The sequence below is a fragment of the Pseudomonas sp. Z8(2022) genome (genome assembly GCF_025837155.1).
In the GTDB taxonomy this organism is placed as follows: domain Bacteria; phylum Pseudomonadota; class Gammaproteobacteria; order Pseudomonadales; family Pseudomonadaceae; genus Aquipseudomonas.
In genome coordinates this window covers 3,581,213-3,598,952 of sequence record NZ_CP107549.1, presented here as the reverse complement: position 1 = coordinate 3,598,952, position 17,740 = coordinate 3,581,213, and the positions used below count along the sequence as shown (strand labels likewise).

The window sequence follows — 17,740 nt, the reverse complement described above, 5'->3', positions numbered from 1 at the left end:
TTGACCCCATGGCAAGGTCAAGCATTCAGTTCAGTGCAGGCGCGGCATGCAGTCGCAGGCCGTCGCTACTCATGGCGATGCGGTAGCGACGTACTTCGCCGGCTTGCAGTTCCAGCGATTGCCCGCTCAGCTGGGTGACGCCGTCCCGGCACGGGCCGGAGCCGGTCAGGCCCAGACGCAGCGAAACCATGCCCGGTGGCAGGTTGAAGGACACCGACTGGCCCTGATGCAGGCGTGCAGCCATCTGGTCATGCACATACAGTGCGACCTCGCAGGTAGTCGCCACTTCCAGGCGTTCGCGCGAGACGATCAGTACTGCGTACCCCTCGCCCTGTGTCGTGGAAGGCAGCGGTGCCAGGGGTTCGGCCAGAGCCAGAGGCGTCAGCAGCACGGCGAAGGCAGGGAAGGGCAGGCGCATGGTGGTGGTCCTCATGCAGAAACCGGGGTCGATCGGATAAGGCCGGGCTTGACCTTGCCATCGTGGCAAGGTCGAGACTACACCCATCGTTCATTGCTTGAAGGAGTCAGCAGATGCAGCAATTCAAGGTTAGCGGAATGTCGTGCGGCCATTGCGTGCGGGCCGTCACCCAGGCGATCCAGGCGCTGGAGCAGACGGCCAGGGTCGAGGTCGATCTGGCCGCAGGGATGGTGCGTGTGGAAAGCGACCTGGATGCCACGCAGATTCAGGCTGCCATTCGTGACGAGGGTTACGAGGTCGAGCCTGCGTAGAACCAGAGGCGGCTACGGCCACTGCCGCAGCAGGCCGCGAAAGCAGCTGTCGATCATCGCCGGGGTATCTGTCTGCGCATCGAACAGGTTGGGATCGCGCAGCCAGTCGCTGAACAGGCCGACAATCAGCGCATGCAGGGTACGTGAGGCCAGGCGCGGGGTGATGCCCGGCTGCAGATGCGTTTGCACTGCCGGCAGGGCGAACTGCTGTTCGCACAAGGCGATGAACTGGTTGATGAAGGTCTCGTGACGTTCTTCGGCCTCGCGCAGTTCCTCGGTGAACTCGCAGCGGCGCAGCAGTACGGTGAGGATGCGTCGGCGCTGTTGATCCAGCACCAGGTTGGCCATGGCCTCGATGCACAGATCGCGCAGCAGTTGCAGGGATGACAGACCATCGACTGTAGCCAGCTGCTCGGCCAGGGGCTCCAGCGGTAGACGTACCTGATTGAGCATTTCGTGGAACAGATGCGCCTTGTTCTGGAAGTGCCAGTAGACCGCCCCGCGTGTCACCCCTGCGTGCCGTGCGATCTGCTCCAGGCTGGTGTGGGCCACCCCGCGCTCGAGGAACAACTGTTCCGCCGCCGCGAGGATGGCGCTACGGGTCTTCTCCGCGTCTTCTTTGGTTTTACGCATGGCGATCCGGGCAATTGGAGCTAGGCTCAGTGGGTGTCGAGTTTACCGATTTTGCCCCGCCTGCTGGTGGCATGCTTCGTCGTATTGCTTCTGCTTTGCGTATCGCCATGGAGAGGATGCCTCATGCCGTTTGTTCGTCTGGATCGATTCTGCCTGACTGCAACATTCATCTTCGCGCTGGGGGTGCATGCCGCAGACGCCCCACCCGCGGCGGTGACGGTCGAACAGGTCAAGGTCGGCGAGCTGCCCGTCGTGCTGGAGTATCCCGCAAGAACCACCGGTTATCGCGAAGTGCAGGTCAGGGCTCAGGTTGGCGGCATCCTGCAGGAGCGTACCTATCAGGAGGGTAGCCGGGTCCAGAAGGACCAGGTGCTGTTTCGCATCGATGCGCGCCCCTACGAAGCTGCCCTGGCGCGCGCCAAGGGGGCGCTGGCGCAGGAGCAGGCGCGCTATCGCCAGACCGATCGTGACCTCAAGCGCATTCGCGAGCTGCAGAAGAAGGGCTTCGCCAGCGAGAGCGAGCTGGACAACGCCATTTCCAACTTCGAGCAGAGCAAGGCCAATATCGAGGCGGCCCAGGCCGAAGTGCAGTCACGGCAGATCGACCTCGACTACACCACGGTGAGGGCACCGATCACCGGCATCACCAGCAAGGAAAGCGTCTCCGAAGGCAGCCTGATCGTCGCCGGCGACCCCAGTGCCAGCCTGCTGACGCAGATCACTCAGCTCGATCCCATCTTCGTCAACTTCGCCTACCCGGACGCCGAGGCCGAGCGCCTGCGTCGCGATCTGTCCGCTGGCAATCTGGTGCCGCCGAGCAGCGGCAAGCTCAGTGTCGAAGTGCATTTCGGTGATGGATCGACCTATCCGACGGCGGGTGAGGTGGATTTCACCGACAGCCTGATCGACCGCGGCACCGGTACCGTCAGCGCCCGTGGCGTGGTGCCGAACCCGGAGCAGAAATTGCTGCCCGGCCAGTTCGTGCGGGTGCAGGTCAAGGGCCTGACCCGCCCTAACGCCATCACCGTGCCGGAACGCGCCGTCGCTCAGGGGCCGCGCGGGACTTTCGTCTACGTGGTGGACGAGCAGAACATCGCGCGCATGCGCCAGGTCACCACGGGCGACACCGCCGGAGGGCGCTGGTTGATCCTCTCCGGCATCAATGATGGAGATCGGGTGATAGTCGACGGCCTGCCCAAGGTGCGGCCGGACACCCCGGTCAAGGTCGAGGAGGCGAAGGCAGCCGCGCCAGCAAGTGTGGCGCAGGAGTAACGGCCATGATCTCGCGCTTCTTCATCGACCGTCCGGTATTCGCCACCGTCATCTCCATCGTCATCGTCCTTGCCGGTCTGGCCGCGATGCGCTCGCTGCCCATTGCCCAGTATCCGGAAATCCTGCCGCCGCAGGTGTCGGTGACCGCCGCCTACCCCGGTGCCAGCTCACAGGTCATCGCCGAAACCGTGGCCGCGCCGCTGGAGCAGGAGATCAACGGCGTCGAGAACATGATCTACCAGCTGTCCAACTCATCCAGCAGTGGGGCGATGAGCCTGACGGTGTATTTCGAGGTCGGCACCGACCCGGACCAGGCCACCATCAACGTCAACAACAAGGTGCAGGCGGCGCTGGCCAAGTTGCCGGAGGAGGTGCGCCGCCAGGGCGTGAAGGTGGAGAAGAAATCCTCCGACATCCTCCAGGTGATCACCCTTTACTCGCCGGATGGCTCGCGCGATCCGATCTTCATCAGCAACTACGCGCTGATCAACGTCATCGATGAACTCAAGCGTCTTCAAGGCGTGGGCGATGCCAGCCAGTTCGGCTCCAAGGACTATTCCATGCGCATCTGGCTGCGCCCGGACAAGCTGGCGCAGTACAACCTCACGCCCACCGACGTGGTCAACGCCATCCGCGAGCAGAACTCGCAGTTCGCTGCCGGCAGCTTCGGCCAGCAGCCACTGAAGGAGCCGCAGGACTTCACCTACACCGTCACCACCCAGGGCCGTTTCACTGACCCGAAGGAGTTCGAGAGCGTCATCCTGCGCACCGGCGATACCGGCGCCAGCCTGCTGCTCAAGGATGTGGCGCGGGTCGAACTGGGGGCGCAGGACTATTCGCTGGTCACCACCCTCAACGGCCAGCAGAACGCCGCCTTCGGCATCTACCTGCAGCCTGGCGCCAACGCGCTGGATACTGCCGAAGCGGTCGAGCGCACCATGGAGCGGCTGAGCAAGCGCTTCCCCGAAGGCATCGCCTACAAGATCCCCTACGACACCACCAAATTCGTCCAGGTCTCCATCGAGGAGGTGATCCACACCTTCTTCGAGGCCCTGCTGCTGGTGGTGCTGGTGGTCTTCGTGTTTCTGCAGAACTGGCGTGCCACGCTGATTCCCGTGCTGGCGATTCCGGTGTCGCTGGTCGGCACATTCGCCGGCATGTACCTGCTGGGCTTTTCCATCAACCTGCTGACCCTGTTCGGCATGGTGCTGGCCATCGGCATCGTGGTGGACGATGCCATCGTGGTAATCGAGAACGTCGAACGGGTCATGCGTACCCAGGGGCTGAACGCCCGCGAGGCATCGATCAAGGCGATGGAGGAGGTCACCGGACCGATCATCGCCATCGTCCTGGTGCTCTGCGCGGTGTTCGTGCCGGTGGGCTTTCTCGGCGGCCTGGCGGGGCAGATGTACAAGCAGTTCGCGATCACCATCGCAGTATCGGTGGTGATTTCCGGCATCGTCGCCCTGACCCTGTCGCCTGCGCTCTGTGCTCTGTTGCTCAAGCCCGGCCACCACGAGCCGGCCGCGCCGTTTCGCGTCTTCAACCGCTTCTTCGACAAGGCCACCGAAGGCTATGGCGCCGGCGTGCGCTTCTTCCTCAAGCGTTCGGTGGTCGGCCTGCTGCTGTTTGGCGGGATGATCGCGCTGGTCCTGCTGCTGTTCGCGCGGGTGCCCGGTTCGCTGGTACCCGACGAGGACCAGGGCTATGTGATCAATGCCTACTACCTGCCGCCGGCCGCGTCGCTCAATCGCACCGAAGCCCTGACCGGGGCGGTGAGCCAGCAACTGATGGAGCACCCGGCTGTGCAGGATGTGGTGACCTTCGCCGGTTTCGACGTGCTCACCTTCGGCGTGCGCAGCAATGCCGGGGTGTCCTTCGTGCCGCTCAAGGACTGGAGCGAGCGCACCACCGACGAGCTCGATGCGCGCAACCTGACGCGGACGTTCATGGGCATGGGCGCCGCGCAGAAGGATGGTCTGGTGCTGTCGTTCAACCCGCCGCCGATCACCGGCATGAGCACCACCGGTGGTTTCGAGTCCTATATTCAGGACCGCTCCGGCGGCAGCGTCGAGAAACTCGGCGAGAAGGTGCAGGCCTTCGTCGAAGCTGCCGGCAAGAGGCCGGAGCTGGCCGGGGTGCAGAGCACCTTCAGCGCCAACGTGCCGCAGTACTACATCGACCTGGACCGCACCAAGACCCGCGCGCTGGGCGTCAGCGTCAGCGACGTGTTCACTGCCATGCAGGCGACCTTCGGCAGCTACTACGTCAACGACTTCACCCTCTACGGGCGTACCTGGCAGGTCAGCTTGCAGTCCGAGTCGCAGTTCCGCCGCAAGCCGGAGGATCTCGGTCAGGTCTATGTGCGCTCCAGCAGTGGCGATCTGGTGCCGCTGTCGACCTTGCTGCGGGTGCGGCGCATTCTCGGGCCGGATTCCTACGACCGCTTCAACGTCTATCCGTCGGCCAAGGTGCTCGGTGGTCCGGCACCGGGCTACAGCTCCGGGCAGGCGCTGGCGGCGATGCAGGAAGTGGCCGACGAGGTGCTGGGCGAGGACTACAGCCTGGGCTGGATCGGCTCGGCCTATCAGGAGCTGGCGACCCAGGGCTCGGGTGCGCAGGCCTTCGTCTTCGGCCTGATTCTGGTGTTTCTGATCCTGGCGGCGCAGTACGAGCGCTGGACGTTGCCGCTGGCCGTGGTCACCGCCGTACCTTTCGCGGTGTTCGGGGCGATTCTCGCGGTGTGGCTGCGCGGTATCCAGAACGACGTGTACTTCCAGGTCGGCCTGGTCACCCTGATCGGCCTGGCGGCGAAGAACGCCATTCTCATCGTCGAGTTTGCCGTGCTGTTGCGCGCCGAGGGCAAGGGCATCTTCGAGTCGGCGCTGGAGGCGGCCAAGCTGCGCTTCCGCCCCATCGTGATGACCTCACTGGCCTTCATTCTCGGTTGCGTGCCGCTGGCCATCAGCACCGGCGCCGGCTCTGCCAGTCGCCATTCCATCGGCACCGGGGTGATCGGAGGCATGCTCGCAGCCACCTTGCTGGCTACCTTCTTCATTCCGATGTTCTACCTGCTGGTGGAGTCGGCGGCGCAGCGCATGAGCCGACGCGGCAAGACCGGGCAGACTGAGTCGCACTGAGCCACGGGGTCGTCGCAAGGCGACCCGCGCTTTCGCCAGCGGCCGGGTCGGTGAGATGATTAGCCGGCTAATAAAAAACCGGACTATTCATGAATCTGCGAACACTTCTGATTCTGGGCGCGCTGAGCGCCTTCGGACCCCTGGCCATCGATTTCTACCTGCCGAGCTTTCCCACCCTGGCTCGGCAGTTCGGCACCGATGTCGAACATGTACAGCTGTCGCTTGCGGCCTATTTCGTCGGTATCTCCATTGGTCAGCTGTTCTACGGGCCATTGGCGGACCGTTTCGGTCGCCGTGTGCCGCTGCTGGTCGGGGTGGCCCTGTTCACCGTGGCATCGCTGGCCTGCGCCCTGGCGCCGAACCTGGAATGGCTGGTGACCGCCCGTTTCGTGCAGGCCCTCGGCGGTTGTGCCGGCATGGTCATTACCCGCGCGGTGGTGCGTGACCTGTGCGACCCGCTGGCTTCGGCCAAGGTGTTCTCGCAACTGGTGCTGGTGATGGGGCTGGCGCCGATTCTCGCTCCACTGGGGGGCGGGTTGTTGCTCAACACCCTGGGCTGGCCATCGATCTTCCACAGCCTGGCGGTCTTCGCCGGGTTGTGTCTGCTCGCTGTGCTGCTGTGGCTGCCGGAGACGCGCCCGCAGAATCTGCAACCGGCGCCTTTGAGCGGGGCGTTCGGCCAGTACCGCGCGTTGCTGGGCAATGCGCCGTTCATGGGCTACAGCCTGGCCGGAGGTGTCGCCATGGCCGGCATGTTCGCCTATATCGCCGGCTCGCCTTTCATTTTCATCGAGCTTTACGGGGTGCCGGCCGAGCACTACGGCTGGTTGTTCGGCAGCAATGCCGCGGGTTTCGTGATCATGGCGCAGGTCAATGCACGCCTGGTGCGTAGCGGCGGGCCGGCGCTGTGGCTGCGGCGCATGGTGCTGGTATACCTGATCAGTGGTCTGTGCCTGCTGGCGCTGGCGTTGTGGCAACCGACGCAACTGTGGCCGCTGATGATTCCGCTGTTCATCTGCGTCGCCAGCCTTGGCTGCGTGCTGCCCAATGCCACGGCCTGTGCCATGGCCGGGCAGGGCCGTCATGCCGGCAGCGCGTCCGGGTTGCTCGGCAGCATGCAGTTCAGTGTGGCGGCCAGCGCGTCGGCACTGGTGGCCTTCCTGCACGATGGCTCGGCCATGCCCATGGCACTGGTGATCGCCCTGTGCGGTGCTGTCGCCTGTGGCTTCGCCTGGTGGAGCAAGCGCTTCGTGGTTTGAGCCGCGCGTTACAGACGGGTCGCCTTGAATGTGTCGCAGCGCCCCGGCTGACCGCTCTCGAAGCCGGTGCTGAACCAGCGCACACGCTGCTGCGAGGTGCCGTGGGTGAAGGCGTCCGGCACTACCTGGCCGCGTGCCTGCTTCTGCAGGCGGTCATCGCCGATGGCGCTGGCGGCATTCAGTGCCTCTTCCAGGTCGCCTGCCTCCAGCCAGTCATGCCGGCGCTGCGCGTGGTGCGCCCAGACGCCCGCCAGGCAGTCGGCCTGCAGCTCCTGACGTACCAGCAGGCCGCCGTCGCCCTCGACACGTTCGCCGCGCTGGCGCGCCGCGTTGACCTTGGCCGAAACACCTAGCAGCGTCTGCACGTGGTGGCCGACCTCATGGGCGATCACGTAGGCCTGGGCGAAGTCGCCGGCAGCGGAGAAGCGCTGTTCCATTTCGCGGAAGAACGCCATGTCCAGATACACGCGCTGATCGCCTGGGCAGTAGAAGGGGCCGACCGCCGAGCTGGCGAAGCCGCAGGCCGAATTGACGCCGCCGGAGAACAGCACCAGCTGCGGGTCGCGATACTGCTGGCCGGCCTGCTGGAACAGCGCGCGCCAGGTGTCTTCCGTATCGCCCAGAATGGCGCGGACGAACTCGCTCTGTTGGTCGTTGGCCGGCGGTGCGCTTTGGGTCTGGGCGACCTGCGGCTGGGTGGCCTGGCCGGCGATCTGGCCGAGAATCTGCAGCGGATCCTGGCCCGTCAGCAGGCCAACGATAACGATCAGCGCCACGCCGCCCAGGCTCAGTCCTCCGCCCATGCGCGTGCCGGAACGGCCGCGTGCGTCCACCACGTTGTCACTGCGTCTACCGCGTTGCCAGCGCATGGCCGCTCTCCCTGATTGATTATTTGCGCAGTTTAGCCGGGTCCGGCTCAGTTGGTCGGATAGTCGCTGAGCAACTGATCATTGCGTTCCCGATCCAGGCCGATGACCTGATAGGCGTCGACACGGTCACCATATTCCATGCCCGGCGAGCCCATGGGCATGCCGGGTACGGCGGCGCCGATCAGGTCTGCACGCTCGCGCAGCTTGAGAATGTCGGCGGCCGGCACATGGCCTTCGACGAACTTGCCGTCGATCACTCCGGTGTGGCAGGACGCCAGACGTGGCGGTACGCCGAGGCGCTGCTTAACGGTGCTCATATCGGCCTCGACGTGGTCGTTGACGGTGAAACCATTGTCCTGCAGATGGCTGATCCAGGCCTTGCAGCAGCCGCAGTTGGCGTCGCGGTGCACATCGATGCTCAGAGACTCACTGGCATGCGCCAGACCGGTGACGAGGAAGAGGGCGAGCAGGGAACGACGCATGGCAGGGCTCCGGATAAACGAGGGCTCAGCATAGCGCCGCGGCAGGCATGGCCCAAGTGATTGCGACCATGCGTCGCGACGGGTGGCAGCCATGCCTGGAGGCGTTGCGACTTGCCGCGGAAAGAGGCCATGCCCTGGTGCTGTCGCCCACTGGCTAAACCATCGCCTTGCCGGACGACTCGCAGGCGGCCTGATTCTCAGCGCCTTTCCAGCAACACACCCGCTTCCATGTGGTGGGTGTAGGGGAACTGGTCGAACAGCGCGCAGCGCGTCACCTTGTGCGTGTCGTTGAGCTGGGCGATGTTGGCGGCCAGGGTCTCCGGGTTGCAGGAGATGTACAGGATGCGCTGGAAGCGGCGGGTCAGTTCGCAGGTGTCCGGATCCATGCCGGCGCGCGGCGGGTCGACGAAGACGCTGCCGAACTCGTAGCTCTTCAGGTCGATACCGGCCAGGCGGCGGAACGGGCGCACCTCGTTCAGGGCCTGGGTCAGTTCCTCGGCGGACAGACGCACCAGCTCGACGTTATCCACGCCGTTGTCGGCCAGGTTGGCCAGGGCCGCGTTCACCGAGGTCTTGCTGATCTCGGTGGCCAGCACGCGGCGCACGCGGGTGGCCAGCGGCAGGGTGAAGTTGCCGTTGCCGCAGTACAGTTCCAGCAGATCGTCGTCGCGCTGGCCGAGCACGTCGTATGCCCAGCCCAGCATCTTCTCGCATACCCGGCCGTTGGGCTGGGTGAAGGCGCCTTCCGGCTGGCGGTACCGATAGCTGCGTCCGGCCACGTTCAGTTCTTCTTCCACGTAGTCACGACCGATCACCAGGCGCTGGCCGCGGGAGCGGCCGACCAGGCTGACGTTCAGTTCGCCGGCCAGTTTTTCTGCTGCGGCCTGCCAGGCTTCGTCCAGCGGACGGTGGTAAGCCAGGGTGATCAGCGCATCGCCGGCCAGGGTGGTGAGGAACTCGACCTGGAACAGCTTGAACGACAGCGCCTCACTGGCCTGCCAGGCGGCGCGCAGACGCGGCATCAGTTCGTTGATGCGCAGGCTGGCGATGGGGAAGTCGTCGAGCAGGATGGGCGTGTGCTTGTCGCCTGGAGCGAACATCGCGTAGTGGCGCTGGCCATCTTCGCGCCACAGGCGGAACTCGGCGCGCAGGCGGTAGTGCTCGCGCGGCGAATCGAACACCTGTGGCTCCGGTGCGGCGAAAGGGCCGAGCAGTTCGACCAGGCGGGCCTTCTTCTCGGCGAGTTGGGCGTCGTAGGTGGCGGGGTCGAATGCGGGGCGGCTCATTGGTCACTCATGGACAGGAAAACGGGGCGCCATTGTAACGGAGCCGGTGCCGCCGTGCCTTGAGTTGCTTGTCGGTGTGCTGCCCCGACGGGCACTGCTGGCTGGAGGTAGGGTGGATGACGCTCTGCTCATCCACCATGAGCCGGCAAACTGGGGCGGCCATGACGGCGCGCCCCACTTCGATCAGAACAGCGCCAGCTTGATTGCGCAGAACACCGCCAGCGCCACCAGCATGCCGTTCAGCTCGCGAGCGCGACCGGCCAGGGTCTTGGCAGCGACCCAGGTGATAAAGCCGAAGGCGATACCGGTGGCGATCGAATAGGTCAGCGGCATTGCCAGCGCGGTAACCACCACGGGGGCGGCGACGGTGATGTCGTCCCAGTCGATCTCGGCCATGCCCGAGGCCATCAGCACGGCGACGAACAGCAGCGCCGGGGCGGTGGCGAAGGCCGGCACGCTACCGGCCAGCGGGGCGAAGAACAGGGCAAAGAGGAACAGGATGGCCACCACGATGGCGGTCAGGCCGGTGCGCCCGCCGGCACTGACGCCGGCTGCCGATTCGATATAGCTGGTGGTGGTGCTGGTACCCAGCAGCGAGCCGCCGAGCGCCGCGGTGCTGTCGGCGATCAGGGCGCGGCCCATCTTCGGCAGATGGCCGTCCTTGCGCATCAGGCCGGCCTTCTTGGCCACGGCGATGAGGGTGCCGGAGTTGTCGAACAGGTCGACGAAGAGGAAGGCGAAGATCACGCTGATCAGGGCCACGTCCAGCGCGCCGAGGATGTCCAGCTGCAGGAAGGTGGGGGCCAGCGACGGTGGCATCGAGACGATGCCGCCGAACTCGCTGACACCGAGCAGGATGCTCAGGCCGGTGACCACCAGGATGCTGATCAGCACCGCGCCAGTCACGCGCATGGCCTCCAGGCCGATGATCAGGAAGAAGCCGAGGATCGCCAGCAGCGCCTGCGGCGAGCCCATGTCGCCCATGCCGACCATGGTGGCCGGGTTGGCGACGACGATGCCGGCGTTCTGCAGGGCGATCAGCGCGAGGAACAGGCCGATACCGGCGGCGATGGCCGAGCGCAGTTCCAGCGGGATGCTGTTGATGATCCACTCGCGGATCTTGAAGATCGACAGCAGGAAGAACAGGCACGCCGAGAGGAACACCGCGCCGAGGGCCACCTGCCAGGTGTGGCCCATGCCCAGCACCACGGTGTAGGTGAAGAAGGCGTTCAGGCCCATGCCGGGGGCCAGGGCGATCGGGTAGTTGGCGATCATGCCCATGACCGCTGAGCCGAACGCGGCGGCCAGGCAGGTGGCGACGAACACCGCGCCCTTGTCCATGCCGGTCTCGCCGAGGATGCTCGGGTTGACGAACAGGATATAGGCCATGGTCAGAAAGGTGGTGACACCGGCGAGCACTTCGGTGCGCACGTTGGTGTTGTGGGCTTGGAGTTGGAACAGTCTTTCCAGCATGGTGGCTCCCCGAGGCGCGAACGCGCCGAAATTGGTCTGCAGACAGCAAAGCACATTCGTCCGTACGGGCCGGAAAATTGCTCGGTCTCGCAAAAGCCGCGCATCATACCAGCAAGGTTTTTCCGGGTGAATTTATGGTCTTTTCGGCCTTTTCATGACCGGCCGGACAGTTTCGTTCTGTGCCTGAAGGAGTTGAAAAATGAGCAAGCGAGCACTGATTGCCGTCGCCGATGGTGTCGAGGATCTGGAATGCGTGACCCTGATCGACGTGCTGCGCCGCGCCGATGTGGAGGTGCTGGTGGCGAGCATCGAAGAGCGGCGGATGATCACCTGCGCCCGTGGCACGCGTCTGACGGCCGACGCCATGCTGGTCGACGTGCTGGCCCAGGATTTCGACCTGATCGTCCTGCCCGGTGGCATGCCTGGCGCGCAGCGCCTGGCCGAGTTCGAACCGCTGGCCGAGCGCGTGCGCAGGCAGGCCAAGGCCGGTGAGCTGTTCGCCGCCATCTGCGCCGCACCGGCGTTGGCGTTGCAGAATTACGGCGTGCTCAGGCAGCGGCGCATGACCTGCTACCCGGCGTTCAGTGATCGTCTCAGCGGTTGCACCTTCGTCGACGAGGCCGTGGTGGTCGACGGCAACTGCATCACCAGCCAGGGGCCGGGAACCGCGCTGGCCTTTGCGCTGACCCTGGTCGAGCGTCTGGTCGGGCGTGGCACGCGCAGCGAGGTGGCCAAGGCGATGCTGGTGTAGAGGACGCGACCTGACTCTGTGGCCCGGATGAAATCCGGGGCGCTGGCCATGATGTTCCCCGGATTGCATCCGGGTTACGCAACGCGCGGTCCAGGACTGGTGGGCTGAAGCCCACCCTACGAGCTGAAGCCCACCCTGCGAGTTGAAGCGCCCGCACGGGCTATGTCTCCTGGCTTTCCTGCTCTAGCAGTTGGCGCTTGCGCTGCAGCCCCCAGCGGTAGCCGCTGAGGCTGCCATCGCCGGCCACCACGCGGTGGCACGGTAGCAGCAGGCCGATGGCGTTGCTGGCGCAGGCACGGGCAACCGCACGGGGGTGACTGTCGAGTTGCCCGGCCAGCTCGGTGTAGCTGCGGGTTTCGCCGCGAGGAATGTCCTGCAGCGCCTGCCAGACGCGCTGCTGAAAGGCCGTGCCGCGAATGTCCAGCGGCAGGCGGGCGGCGCGCTCGGGCTCCTCCAACTGCGCCAGGATCTGCTGCAGCCAGTTGCGCAGGCCTGTCTCATCCTCTTCCAGTTGCGCCGCGGCAAAGCGTTGCTGCAGCTCTTCGCGCAGGGCCATGGGCTCGTCGCCGAACAGCAGCGCACAGACGCCCTTGTCGCTGGTGGCCAGCAGCACCTGGCCAAGCGGGCAGGGGGCGATGCTGTAACGCAGGCGCTCGCCGGCCCCTCGTTGGCGGCGTTGCGCGGGCGTCAGGGCCTGAGGTTTTTCATACAGGGCGCGAGTGCCGGAGTAACCGGCGGCCAGGGCCGCATCGAGCACGCTGCCCGCCTCGGGTAGCCGGGCCTCCAGACGCTGCCGGCGCTGCGCCGCCGCCCAGGCATTGGGCGTCATCCCGGTGCGCGCCTTGAATGCGCGGGCCAGGTGCGATGGCGACAGGCCGATACGTGCGGCCAGTTGCGCCAGTGTCAGGCGCTGTTCGCCACGTAGCAGTTCGCAGGCGGCCGTGACCAGCGCGTCGAGCTGTTGTGCCGGGCTTTGGCCTTGTGGCGAGCAGCGCTTGCAGGGGCGAAAGCCAGCCGCTTCGGCTCTCGCTGAATTTTCATGAAAACTGACATTGTCACGCCGCGGTCGCCGCGCCGGACAGTTCGGCCGGCAATAGATGCCGGTGCTGCGTACGGCGAAGACGAAGCGACCGTCGAACGCCTCGTCACGCTCGCAGACAGCCCGCCAGCAGCGTTCCTGATCGAGCATGGGGCAGCCCTTTTCGTAAGTGATCTGGCGACGATTGTCGGCTGGCACCCGGGTGCTGCCAATCCGTATCGCACTTTCAAAAGCCATGTGCGGTCATTTGTATGACGGCCTGAGCGCAAATACAGCCCAGCGTCTTTAATGAAGGTAGGCGGATGCCAAAGGAGGTCGCCATGCGCGGGATGCTCGATAGGCCGGAACAGGAACTGATTCTCGTGGTGGACGATGCCGTCGAGGCGCGCCAGCGACTCGGCGCGCTGCTGGTCGACCGCTATCAGGTGAGACTGGTGGGTAATGAGGAAGCGCTGGCGGCGGCCAGGTCGCGGCCGCAACCGGACCTGATCCTGCTCAACTGGCAGGACGACTACACGCTGTGCCGCGAACTCAAGCGCGACCCGCAGATACGTTACATCCCGCTGATTCTGGTGACGGCCAGAAGCGATGCCGCCGACGAGCAGCTGGGTTTCGACCTCGGCGCCGCCGACTACATCACCAAGCCGGTCAGCCCGCCCATCGTGCTTGCTCGCGTGCGGGCGCAGCTGCAACTCAAGGCAGCCACCGACTACCTGCGCGACAAGAGCGAGTACCTGGAGCTCGAGGTCAAACGGCGTACGCGCGATATTCAGCGCTTGCAGGACGTCACCATCGAGGCCATGGCCAGTGTCGCGGTGATGCGCGACAACCCGCGCAGCCGTCGCCTGGAGCGTATCGAGCGCTACATGATCGGCCTGGCCACCGCCCTGGCGCGGCAGCAGCCGGCCCTGTCCGAAACGTTGAACGAGGAGCGCATCGCTCAGCTGGGCAAGTCGGCCATGCTGCATGTGATCGACCGGCTGACCCTGCCCGATCGCGTACTACTCAACCATGGCGAGCCGGACGAGAGTGATCTGCGCCTTTTGAGCGAGGGCGTGATCGCCGGGCGTGAAGCGCTGGAGCGAGCCGAGCGCAAGCTGGGCAGCATCACCGACTTTCTCTCCGACGCCAAGGATATCGTTTACGGCCAGCACGAGCGCTGGGATGGCAAGGGCTATCCGCAGGGCCTGTTTGGTGAGCAGATCCCGCTGTCGGCGCGGCTGATGGCGCTGGTGGGGCATTTCGAAGAGCTGACCTGCCAGCATGCCTACCTGCCGCCTGTCAGCCCGGAGCAGGCGGTATCGCAGATCTGCGCGGCCAGCGGTACGCGCTTCGATCCGATGGTAGTGCTGGCCTTCGTCGAGGCGACCCCGGAGTTCCTGCATATCGCCCAGAGCCTGGCCGACGACGCCGCTGCAGTCGGCGTCGAGCTGCAGCGCCTGGAAGATTCGCTGGCAGAAAGCATCGAGCTGACCATGCCGCCGGCGTCCTGACGTAGTGGCGGCTCGTGCAGGATGCGCTATGCGCACCGCTGCACCGCGTCTGCCGTGCACCACCGACTCGGCCCACGGCACCCCAGTGTCGCGACACGGATGATCGGTCGCTGCCTTGAACCGTGGGAGGGGCTTCAGCCGCGAGCGACTTTGAATGCGCTAAAAGCGTCGCGGCTAAAGCCCTTCCCAGGAAGCCGGGCGCCGAACCGATACTCCATGGTTGAAGAGACACTAGGTTCTGTACGAAAAGTCGTCGAGCGAAGGTCAGGCGAGGCAAAAACAGGTGAGGAACGGACTGGGCTCGCATTCGAGTTTACGAGCTGTAAATGAGCATTCCGAACCTGTTTTTAACGAAGCATCACCGAGCGCAGGCAGTTTTCGTACAGAACCTAGCGACCTGCGTGGCCATCGCAAGTGTCAATCGACGATCCGCTCCACGTGATGGCAGGCCACCTGCCGCGCATCGATCAGGCGCAGCTCCGGGCGCTCGACACGGCAGCGTTCGTCGGCATGCGGGCAGCGCTTGTGGAAGGCGCAGCCGGAAGGCGGATTCAGCGGATTGGGCAATTCACCGCTGATCTTCATCCTGGGCTTGTCCGGGTCGGGATGGATGGCCGGCGTCGCCGACAGTAGCGCACGGGTGTAGGGATGCAGCGGGCGGCTGTAGAGCAATTCCGATGCGCCCATTTCCGCCGGGCGGCCGAGGTACATCACCAGCACGTCGTCGGCGACATGGCGCACCACCGCCAGGTTGTGCGAGATGAACACGTAGCCGGTGTCGAACTCTTCCTGCAGGTCCATGAACAGATTGAGCACCTGCGCCTGGATCGAAACGTCCAGCGCCGAGGTCGGTTCATCCGCCACCAGCACCTTGGGCTGCAGCATCATGGCGCGGGCCAGGGCGATGCGCTGGCGCTGACCACCGGAGAACATGTGCGGGTAGCGCTGGTAGTGCTCGGGGCGCAGCCCCACCTGCTGCATCATCGCCTGGACCCGCTCGCGGCGCTCGGCTCGCGACAGGTCAGTGTTGATCAGCAGCGGCTCGGCCAATTGATCGCCGACCTTCTGCCTGGGATTGAGCGAGGCATAGGGGTTCTGGAACACCATCTGCACGTCGCGGCGCAGCTGCTTGCGCTCGGCCTTGCTGGCGCCGGCCACCTCGCGCCCGGCGATCTGCAGGGAGCCGGCGCTGGGTTCCTCGATCAGGGTCAGGGCACGAGCCAGGGTGGACTTGCCGCAGCCGGATTCACCGACCACCGCCAGGGTCCTGCCGGCCTCCAGCGCGAACGACACGCCGTTGAGCGCCTGCACCGTTGCCGCCGGTTTGAACAGGCCGAGCGAGACGCTGTAATGACGGGTCAGCTCATGGGCTTTGAGTACGGAGCTCATCAGGCTACCTCCGCCGCTGGTTCAAGAGGGAAGAAGCAGCGCGCGGCGCCGCGGGAATGTTCCTCCAGGCTGGGGCGCTGCTGGTGGCAGCGCTCCTGCACGTAGGGGCAGCGCGGTGACAGCAGGCAGCCCTGCGGCCGGTCGTAGCGACCGGGCACGATGCCGGGCAGGGTGGCCAGGCGGCTGGCACCGGCGCTGTGTTCGGGGATGGCCTTGAGCAATGCCTCGGTGTAGGGGTGGCTGGGGGCATCGAACAGGGTCGGTACCTGGCCCAGCTCCACCGCCTGGCCGGCGTACATCACGCAGACGCGCTGGGCAGTTTCGGCCACTACCGCCAGGTCATGAGTGATCAGCACCAGCGCCATGCCCTGGTCACGCTGCAGGTTCAGCAGCAGCTCCATGATCTGCGCCTGGATGGTTACATCCAGAGCGGTGGTCGGCTCGTCGGCGATCAGCAGCTTGGGCTCGGCGGCAATGGCCATGGCGATGGCCACACGCTGGCTCATGCCACCGGAAAGCTGATGCGGATAGGCATCGAGACGGCTGGCGGCGGCAGGAATCTCAACTCTTTCCAGCAGTTCCAGCGCCCGTGCGCGCGCGGCCTTGCCCTTCAGCCCGAGGTGCTGGCGCAGCACTTCCTCGATCTGGAAACCCACGGTGTAGCTGGGGTTGAGGGCGGTCATCGGGTCCTGAAAGATCATCGACAGATCCTTGCCGACGATATGCCGTCGCTGACGGCCCTTCAGGCGCAGCATGTCGGTGCCGTCGAATTGCAGGCAGTCGGCCTGGACGATGCCGGGAGCGTCGATCAGGCCCATCAGCGCCATCATGGTCACCGACTTGCCGGAGCCGGACTCGCCGACGATGGCCAGTACCTCGCCCTTGTCCACACTGAGGTCGAGACCGTCGACCACCGGTATGGCGGAGCCGAAACGTACGGACAGGTTGCGGAGGTTCAGCAGACTCATTCCAGGCTCCTTACTGCGCGTTCTTCAGTTTCGGGTCGAGCGCATCGCGCAAGCCGTCACCTATCAGGTTGATGGCCAGGACACTGAGCAGGATCGCCAGGCCGGGCAGCGTCACCACCCACCAGGCACGCTCGATGTAGTCGCGCGCCGAGGCCAGCATGGTGCCCCACTCGGGGGTTGGCGGCTGCACGCCGAGGCCGAGAAAGCCCAGCGCGGCAGCATCGAGAATCGCCGAGGAAAAGCTCAAAGTGGCCTGCACGATCAGCGGTGCCATGCAGTTGGGCAATACGGTGACGAACATCAGCCGTGGCAGGCCGGCACCGGCCAGTTGCGCGGCAGTGACGTAGTCGCGGTTCAACTCGCCCATCACCGCCGCACGGGTCAGGCGCACGTAGGAGGGCAGCGAGACGATGGCGATGGCGAAGATGGTGTTGATCAGCCCGGGGCCGAGGATGGCGACGATGGCCACCGCCAGCAGCAGCGACGGCAACGCCAGCATGATGTCCATCAGACGCATGATGCCGGGGCCGAGCAGGCGCGGGAAAAAGCCCGCGGCCAGGCCCAGCAGGATGCCCGGGATCAGTGACAGCACCACCGAGGCCAGGCCGATCACCAGCGACAGGCGGGCACCATGGATCAGGCGCGAGAGCAGGTCGCGGCCCAGTTCGTCGGTGCCGAGCAGAAACTGCCATTGCCCGCCTTCCAGCCATACCGGCGGGGTGAGCAGAAAGTCGCGGTACTGCTCGCTGGGATCATGCGGCGCAACCCAGGGGGCGAACAGGGCGCAGAACACCATCAGCAGCATGAATGCCAGGCCGGCGAGAGAACCCTTGTTGTGGCTGAAGGCCTGCCAGAACTCCCTGAGCGGCGAGGGATAGAGCAGGCTCTGATCGAGGCTGGCGGCGGTCATCGGCAAACCTCCACGGCAGTAGCTGTGTGCACCGTTCTTCTGCACTT

Annotated in this window: 16 protein-coding genes; 6 read left to right on the top strand and 10 right to left on the bottom strand. The window is 65.3% G+C overall.

Features of this window, described 5'->3' with window-relative positions:
• Positions 1 to 25 precede the first annotated feature (25 nt).
• Positions 26 to 418: a hypothetical protein gene (locus OEG79_RS17240; RefSeq protein WP_264146166.1), complete on the bottom strand. Its 393-nt coding sequence runs from the start codon at positions 416 to 418 to the stop codon at positions 26 to 28.
• 113 nt (positions 419 to 531) lie between these two features.
• On the opposite strand from OEG79_RS17240, the gene OEG79_RS17235 reads away from it, so the two are divergent.
• Complete coding sequence (locus OEG79_RS17235) at positions 532 to 729, top strand: heavy-metal-associated domain-containing protein (protein WP_264146165.1); 198 nt, start codon at positions 532 to 534, stop codon at positions 727 to 729.
• 12 nt (positions 730 to 741) lie between these two features.
• Here the strand turns inward: OEG79_RS17235 and OEG79_RS17230 are convergent, their stop codons facing one another.
• Positions 742 to 1,362 (bottom strand): TetR family transcriptional regulator, encoded by a 621-nt coding sequence (locus OEG79_RS17230; RefSeq protein ID WP_264146164.1) that lies wholly within the window; start codon positions 1,360 to 1,362, stop codon positions 742 to 744.
• A 123-nt stretch (positions 1,363 to 1,485) separates the two neighbouring features.
• Between OEG79_RS17230 and OEG79_RS17225 the strand changes: the two genes are divergently transcribed.
• The 3 genes from OEG79_RS17225 (at position 1,486) to OEG79_RS17215 (ending at position 7,033) form a co-directional block, all read left to right on the top strand.
• Positions 1,486 to 2,634 carry an efflux RND transporter periplasmic adaptor subunit gene (locus OEG79_RS17225; protein WP_264146163.1) on the top strand — a complete coding sequence of 383 codons (1,149 nt, stop codon included), beginning with the start codon at positions 1,486 to 1,488 and terminating at the stop codon, positions 2,632 to 2,634.
• 5 nt (positions 2,635 to 2,639) lie between these two features.
• Positions 2,640 to 5,774 carry an efflux RND transporter permease subunit gene (locus OEG79_RS17220; protein ID WP_264146162.1) on the top strand — a complete coding sequence of 1,045 codons (3,135 nt, stop codon included), beginning with the start codon at positions 2,640 to 2,642 and terminating at the stop codon, positions 5,772 to 5,774.
• An 89-nt stretch (positions 5,775 to 5,863) separates the two neighbouring features.
• On the top strand, positions 5,864 to 7,033 hold the full coding sequence (locus tag OEG79_RS17215; protein WP_264146161.1) for a Bcr/CflA family multidrug efflux MFS transporter: 1,170 nt from the start codon (positions 5,864 to 5,866) through the stop codon (positions 7,031 to 7,033).
• An 8-nt stretch (positions 7,034 to 7,041) separates the two neighbouring features.
• Here OEG79_RS17215 and OEG79_RS17210 read toward each other — a convergent pair whose 3' ends face one another.
• The 4 genes from OEG79_RS17210 to OEG79_RS17195 form a co-directional block, all read right to left on the bottom strand.
• Positions 7,042 to 7,902: a neutral zinc metallopeptidase gene (locus OEG79_RS17210; protein ID WP_264146160.1), complete on the bottom strand. Its 861-nt coding sequence runs from the start codon at positions 7,900 to 7,902 to the stop codon at positions 7,042 to 7,044.
• Between the two features lie 47 nt (positions 7,903 to 7,949).
• Positions 7,950 to 8,384 (bottom strand): DUF411 domain-containing protein, encoded by a 435-nt coding sequence (locus OEG79_RS17205; protein WP_264146159.1) that lies wholly within the window; start codon positions 8,382 to 8,384, stop codon positions 7,950 to 7,952.
• 197 nt (positions 8,385 to 8,581) lie between these two features.
• Positions 8,582 to 9,670, bottom strand: a complete 1,089-nt coding sequence (gene trmA / locus OEG79_RS17200) for a tRNA (uridine(54)-C5)-methyltransferase TrmA (protein ID WP_264146158.1) — start codon at positions 9,668 to 9,670, stop codon at positions 8,582 to 8,584.
• A gap of 183 nt (positions 9,671 to 9,853) precedes the next feature.
• Complete coding sequence (locus tag OEG79_RS17195; protein ID WP_264146157.1) at positions 9,854 to 11,143, bottom strand: NCS2 family permease; 1,290 nt, start codon at positions 11,141 to 11,143, stop codon at positions 9,854 to 9,856.
• Positions 11,144 to 11,342: 199 nt separating this feature from the next.
• Here OEG79_RS17195 and OEG79_RS17190 point away from each other — a divergent pair, with 199 nt between their 5' ends.
• A complete protein-coding gene (locus tag OEG79_RS17190) occupies positions 11,343 to 11,894 on the top strand; it encodes a DJ-1 family glyoxalase III (protein WP_024306949.1) in 552 nt (183 codons plus the stop codon).
• A gap of 160 nt (positions 11,895 to 12,054) precedes the next feature.
• On the opposite strand, the gene ada is transcribed toward OEG79_RS17190, so the two are convergent.
• The gene (ada, locus tag OEG79_RS17185) at positions 12,055 to 13,083 is read right to left on the bottom strand and encodes a bifunctional DNA-binding transcriptional regulator/O6-methylguanine-DNA methyltransferase Ada (RefSeq protein WP_264148744.1); all 1,029 of its coding nucleotides are present in this window, start codon (positions 13,081 to 13,083) and stop codon (positions 12,055 to 12,057) included.
• A 170-nt stretch (positions 13,084 to 13,253) separates the two neighbouring features.
• Between ada and OEG79_RS17180 the strand changes: the two genes are divergently transcribed.
• A complete protein-coding gene (locus tag OEG79_RS17180; RefSeq protein WP_264146156.1) occupies positions 13,254 to 14,426 on the top strand; it encodes an HD-GYP domain-containing protein in 1,173 nt (390 codons plus the stop codon).
• 417 nt (positions 14,427 to 14,843) lie between these two features.
• Here the strand turns inward: OEG79_RS17180 and OEG79_RS17175 are convergent, their stop codons facing one another.
• From OEG79_RS17175 to OEG79_RS17165, 3 genes are read right to left on the bottom strand one after another with little or no spacing between them, the layout of a single operon-like run.
• Entirely contained in the window at positions 14,844 to 15,815 is a 972-nt protein-coding gene (locus OEG79_RS17175; RefSeq protein WP_264146155.1) for a peptide ABC transporter ATP-binding protein, read from the bottom strand.
• The gene (locus OEG79_RS17170; protein ID WP_264146154.1) at positions 15,815 to 16,783 is read right to left on the bottom strand and encodes an ABC transporter ATP-binding protein; all 969 of its coding nucleotides are present in this window, start codon (positions 16,781 to 16,783) and stop codon (positions 15,815 to 15,817) included. Before OEG79_RS17170 ends, OEG79_RS17175 begins: the two co-directional genes overlap by 1 nt.
• 10 nt (positions 16,784 to 16,793) lie before the next feature.
• Positions 16,794 to 17,693 (bottom strand): ABC transporter permease subunit, encoded by a 900-nt coding sequence (locus OEG79_RS17165; RefSeq protein ID WP_264146153.1) that lies wholly within the window; start codon positions 17,691 to 17,693, stop codon positions 16,794 to 16,796.
• Positions 17,694 to 17,740 lie beyond the last annotated feature (47 nt).

Coding starts and splice junctions, on each gene's coding strand:
- OEG79_RS17225 (WP_264146163.1), top strand. CDS start 1,486: ATGCCGTTTGTTCGTCTGGATCGATTCTGCCTGACTGCAACATTCATC.
- OEG79_RS17180 (WP_264146156.1), top strand. CDS start 13,254: ATGCGCGGGATGCTCGATAGGCCGGAACAGGAACTGATTCTCGTGGTG.
- OEG79_RS17175 (WP_264146155.1), bottom strand. CDS start 15,815: ATGAGCTCCGTACTCAAAGCCCATGAGCTGACCCGTCATTACAGCGTC.
- OEG79_RS17190 (WP_024306949.1), top strand. CDS start 11,343: ATGAGCAAGCGAGCACTGATTGCCGTCGCCGATGGTGTCGAGGATCTG.
- OEG79_RS17215 (WP_264146161.1), top strand. CDS start 5,864: ATGAATCTGCGAACACTTCTGATTCTGGGCGCGCTGAGCGCCTTCGGA.
- OEG79_RS17210 (WP_264146160.1), bottom strand. CDS start 7,902: ATGCGCTGGCAACGCGGTAGACGCAGTGACAACGTGGTGGACGCACGC.
- OEG79_RS17170 (WP_264146154.1), bottom strand. CDS start 16,783: ATGAGTCTGCTGAACCTCCGCAACCTGTCCGTACGTTTCGGCTCCGCC.
- OEG79_RS17165 (WP_264146153.1), bottom strand. CDS start 17,693: ATGACCGCCGCCAGCCTCGATCAGAGCCTGCTCTATCCCTCGCCGCTC.
- OEG79_RS17205 (WP_264146159.1), bottom strand. CDS start 8,384: ATGCGTCGTTCCCTGCTCGCCCTCTTCCTCGTCACCGGTCTGGCGCAT.
- OEG79_RS17230 (WP_264146164.1), bottom strand. CDS start 1,362: ATGCGTAAAACCAAAGAAGACGCGGAGAAGACCCGTAGCGCCATCCTC.
- trmA (WP_264146158.1), bottom strand. CDS start 9,670: ATGAGCCGCCCCGCATTCGACCCCGCCACCTACGACGCCCAACTCGCC.
- OEG79_RS17235 (WP_264146165.1), top strand. CDS start 532: ATGCAGCAATTCAAGGTTAGCGGAATGTCGTGCGGCCATTGCGTGCGG.
- OEG79_RS17240 (WP_264146166.1), bottom strand. CDS start 418: ATGCGCCTGCCCTTCCCTGCCTTCGCCGTGCTGCTGACGCCTCTGGCT.
- OEG79_RS17195 (WP_264146157.1), bottom strand. CDS start 11,143: ATGCTGGAAAGACTGTTCCAACTCCAAGCCCACAACACCAACGTGCGC.
- ada (WP_264148744.1), bottom strand. CDS start 13,083: ATGCTCGATCAGGAACGCTGCTGGCGGGCTGTCTGCGAGCGTGACGAG.
- OEG79_RS17220 (WP_264146162.1), top strand. CDS start 2,640: ATGATCTCGCGCTTCTTCATCGACCGTCCGGTATTCGCCACCGTCATC.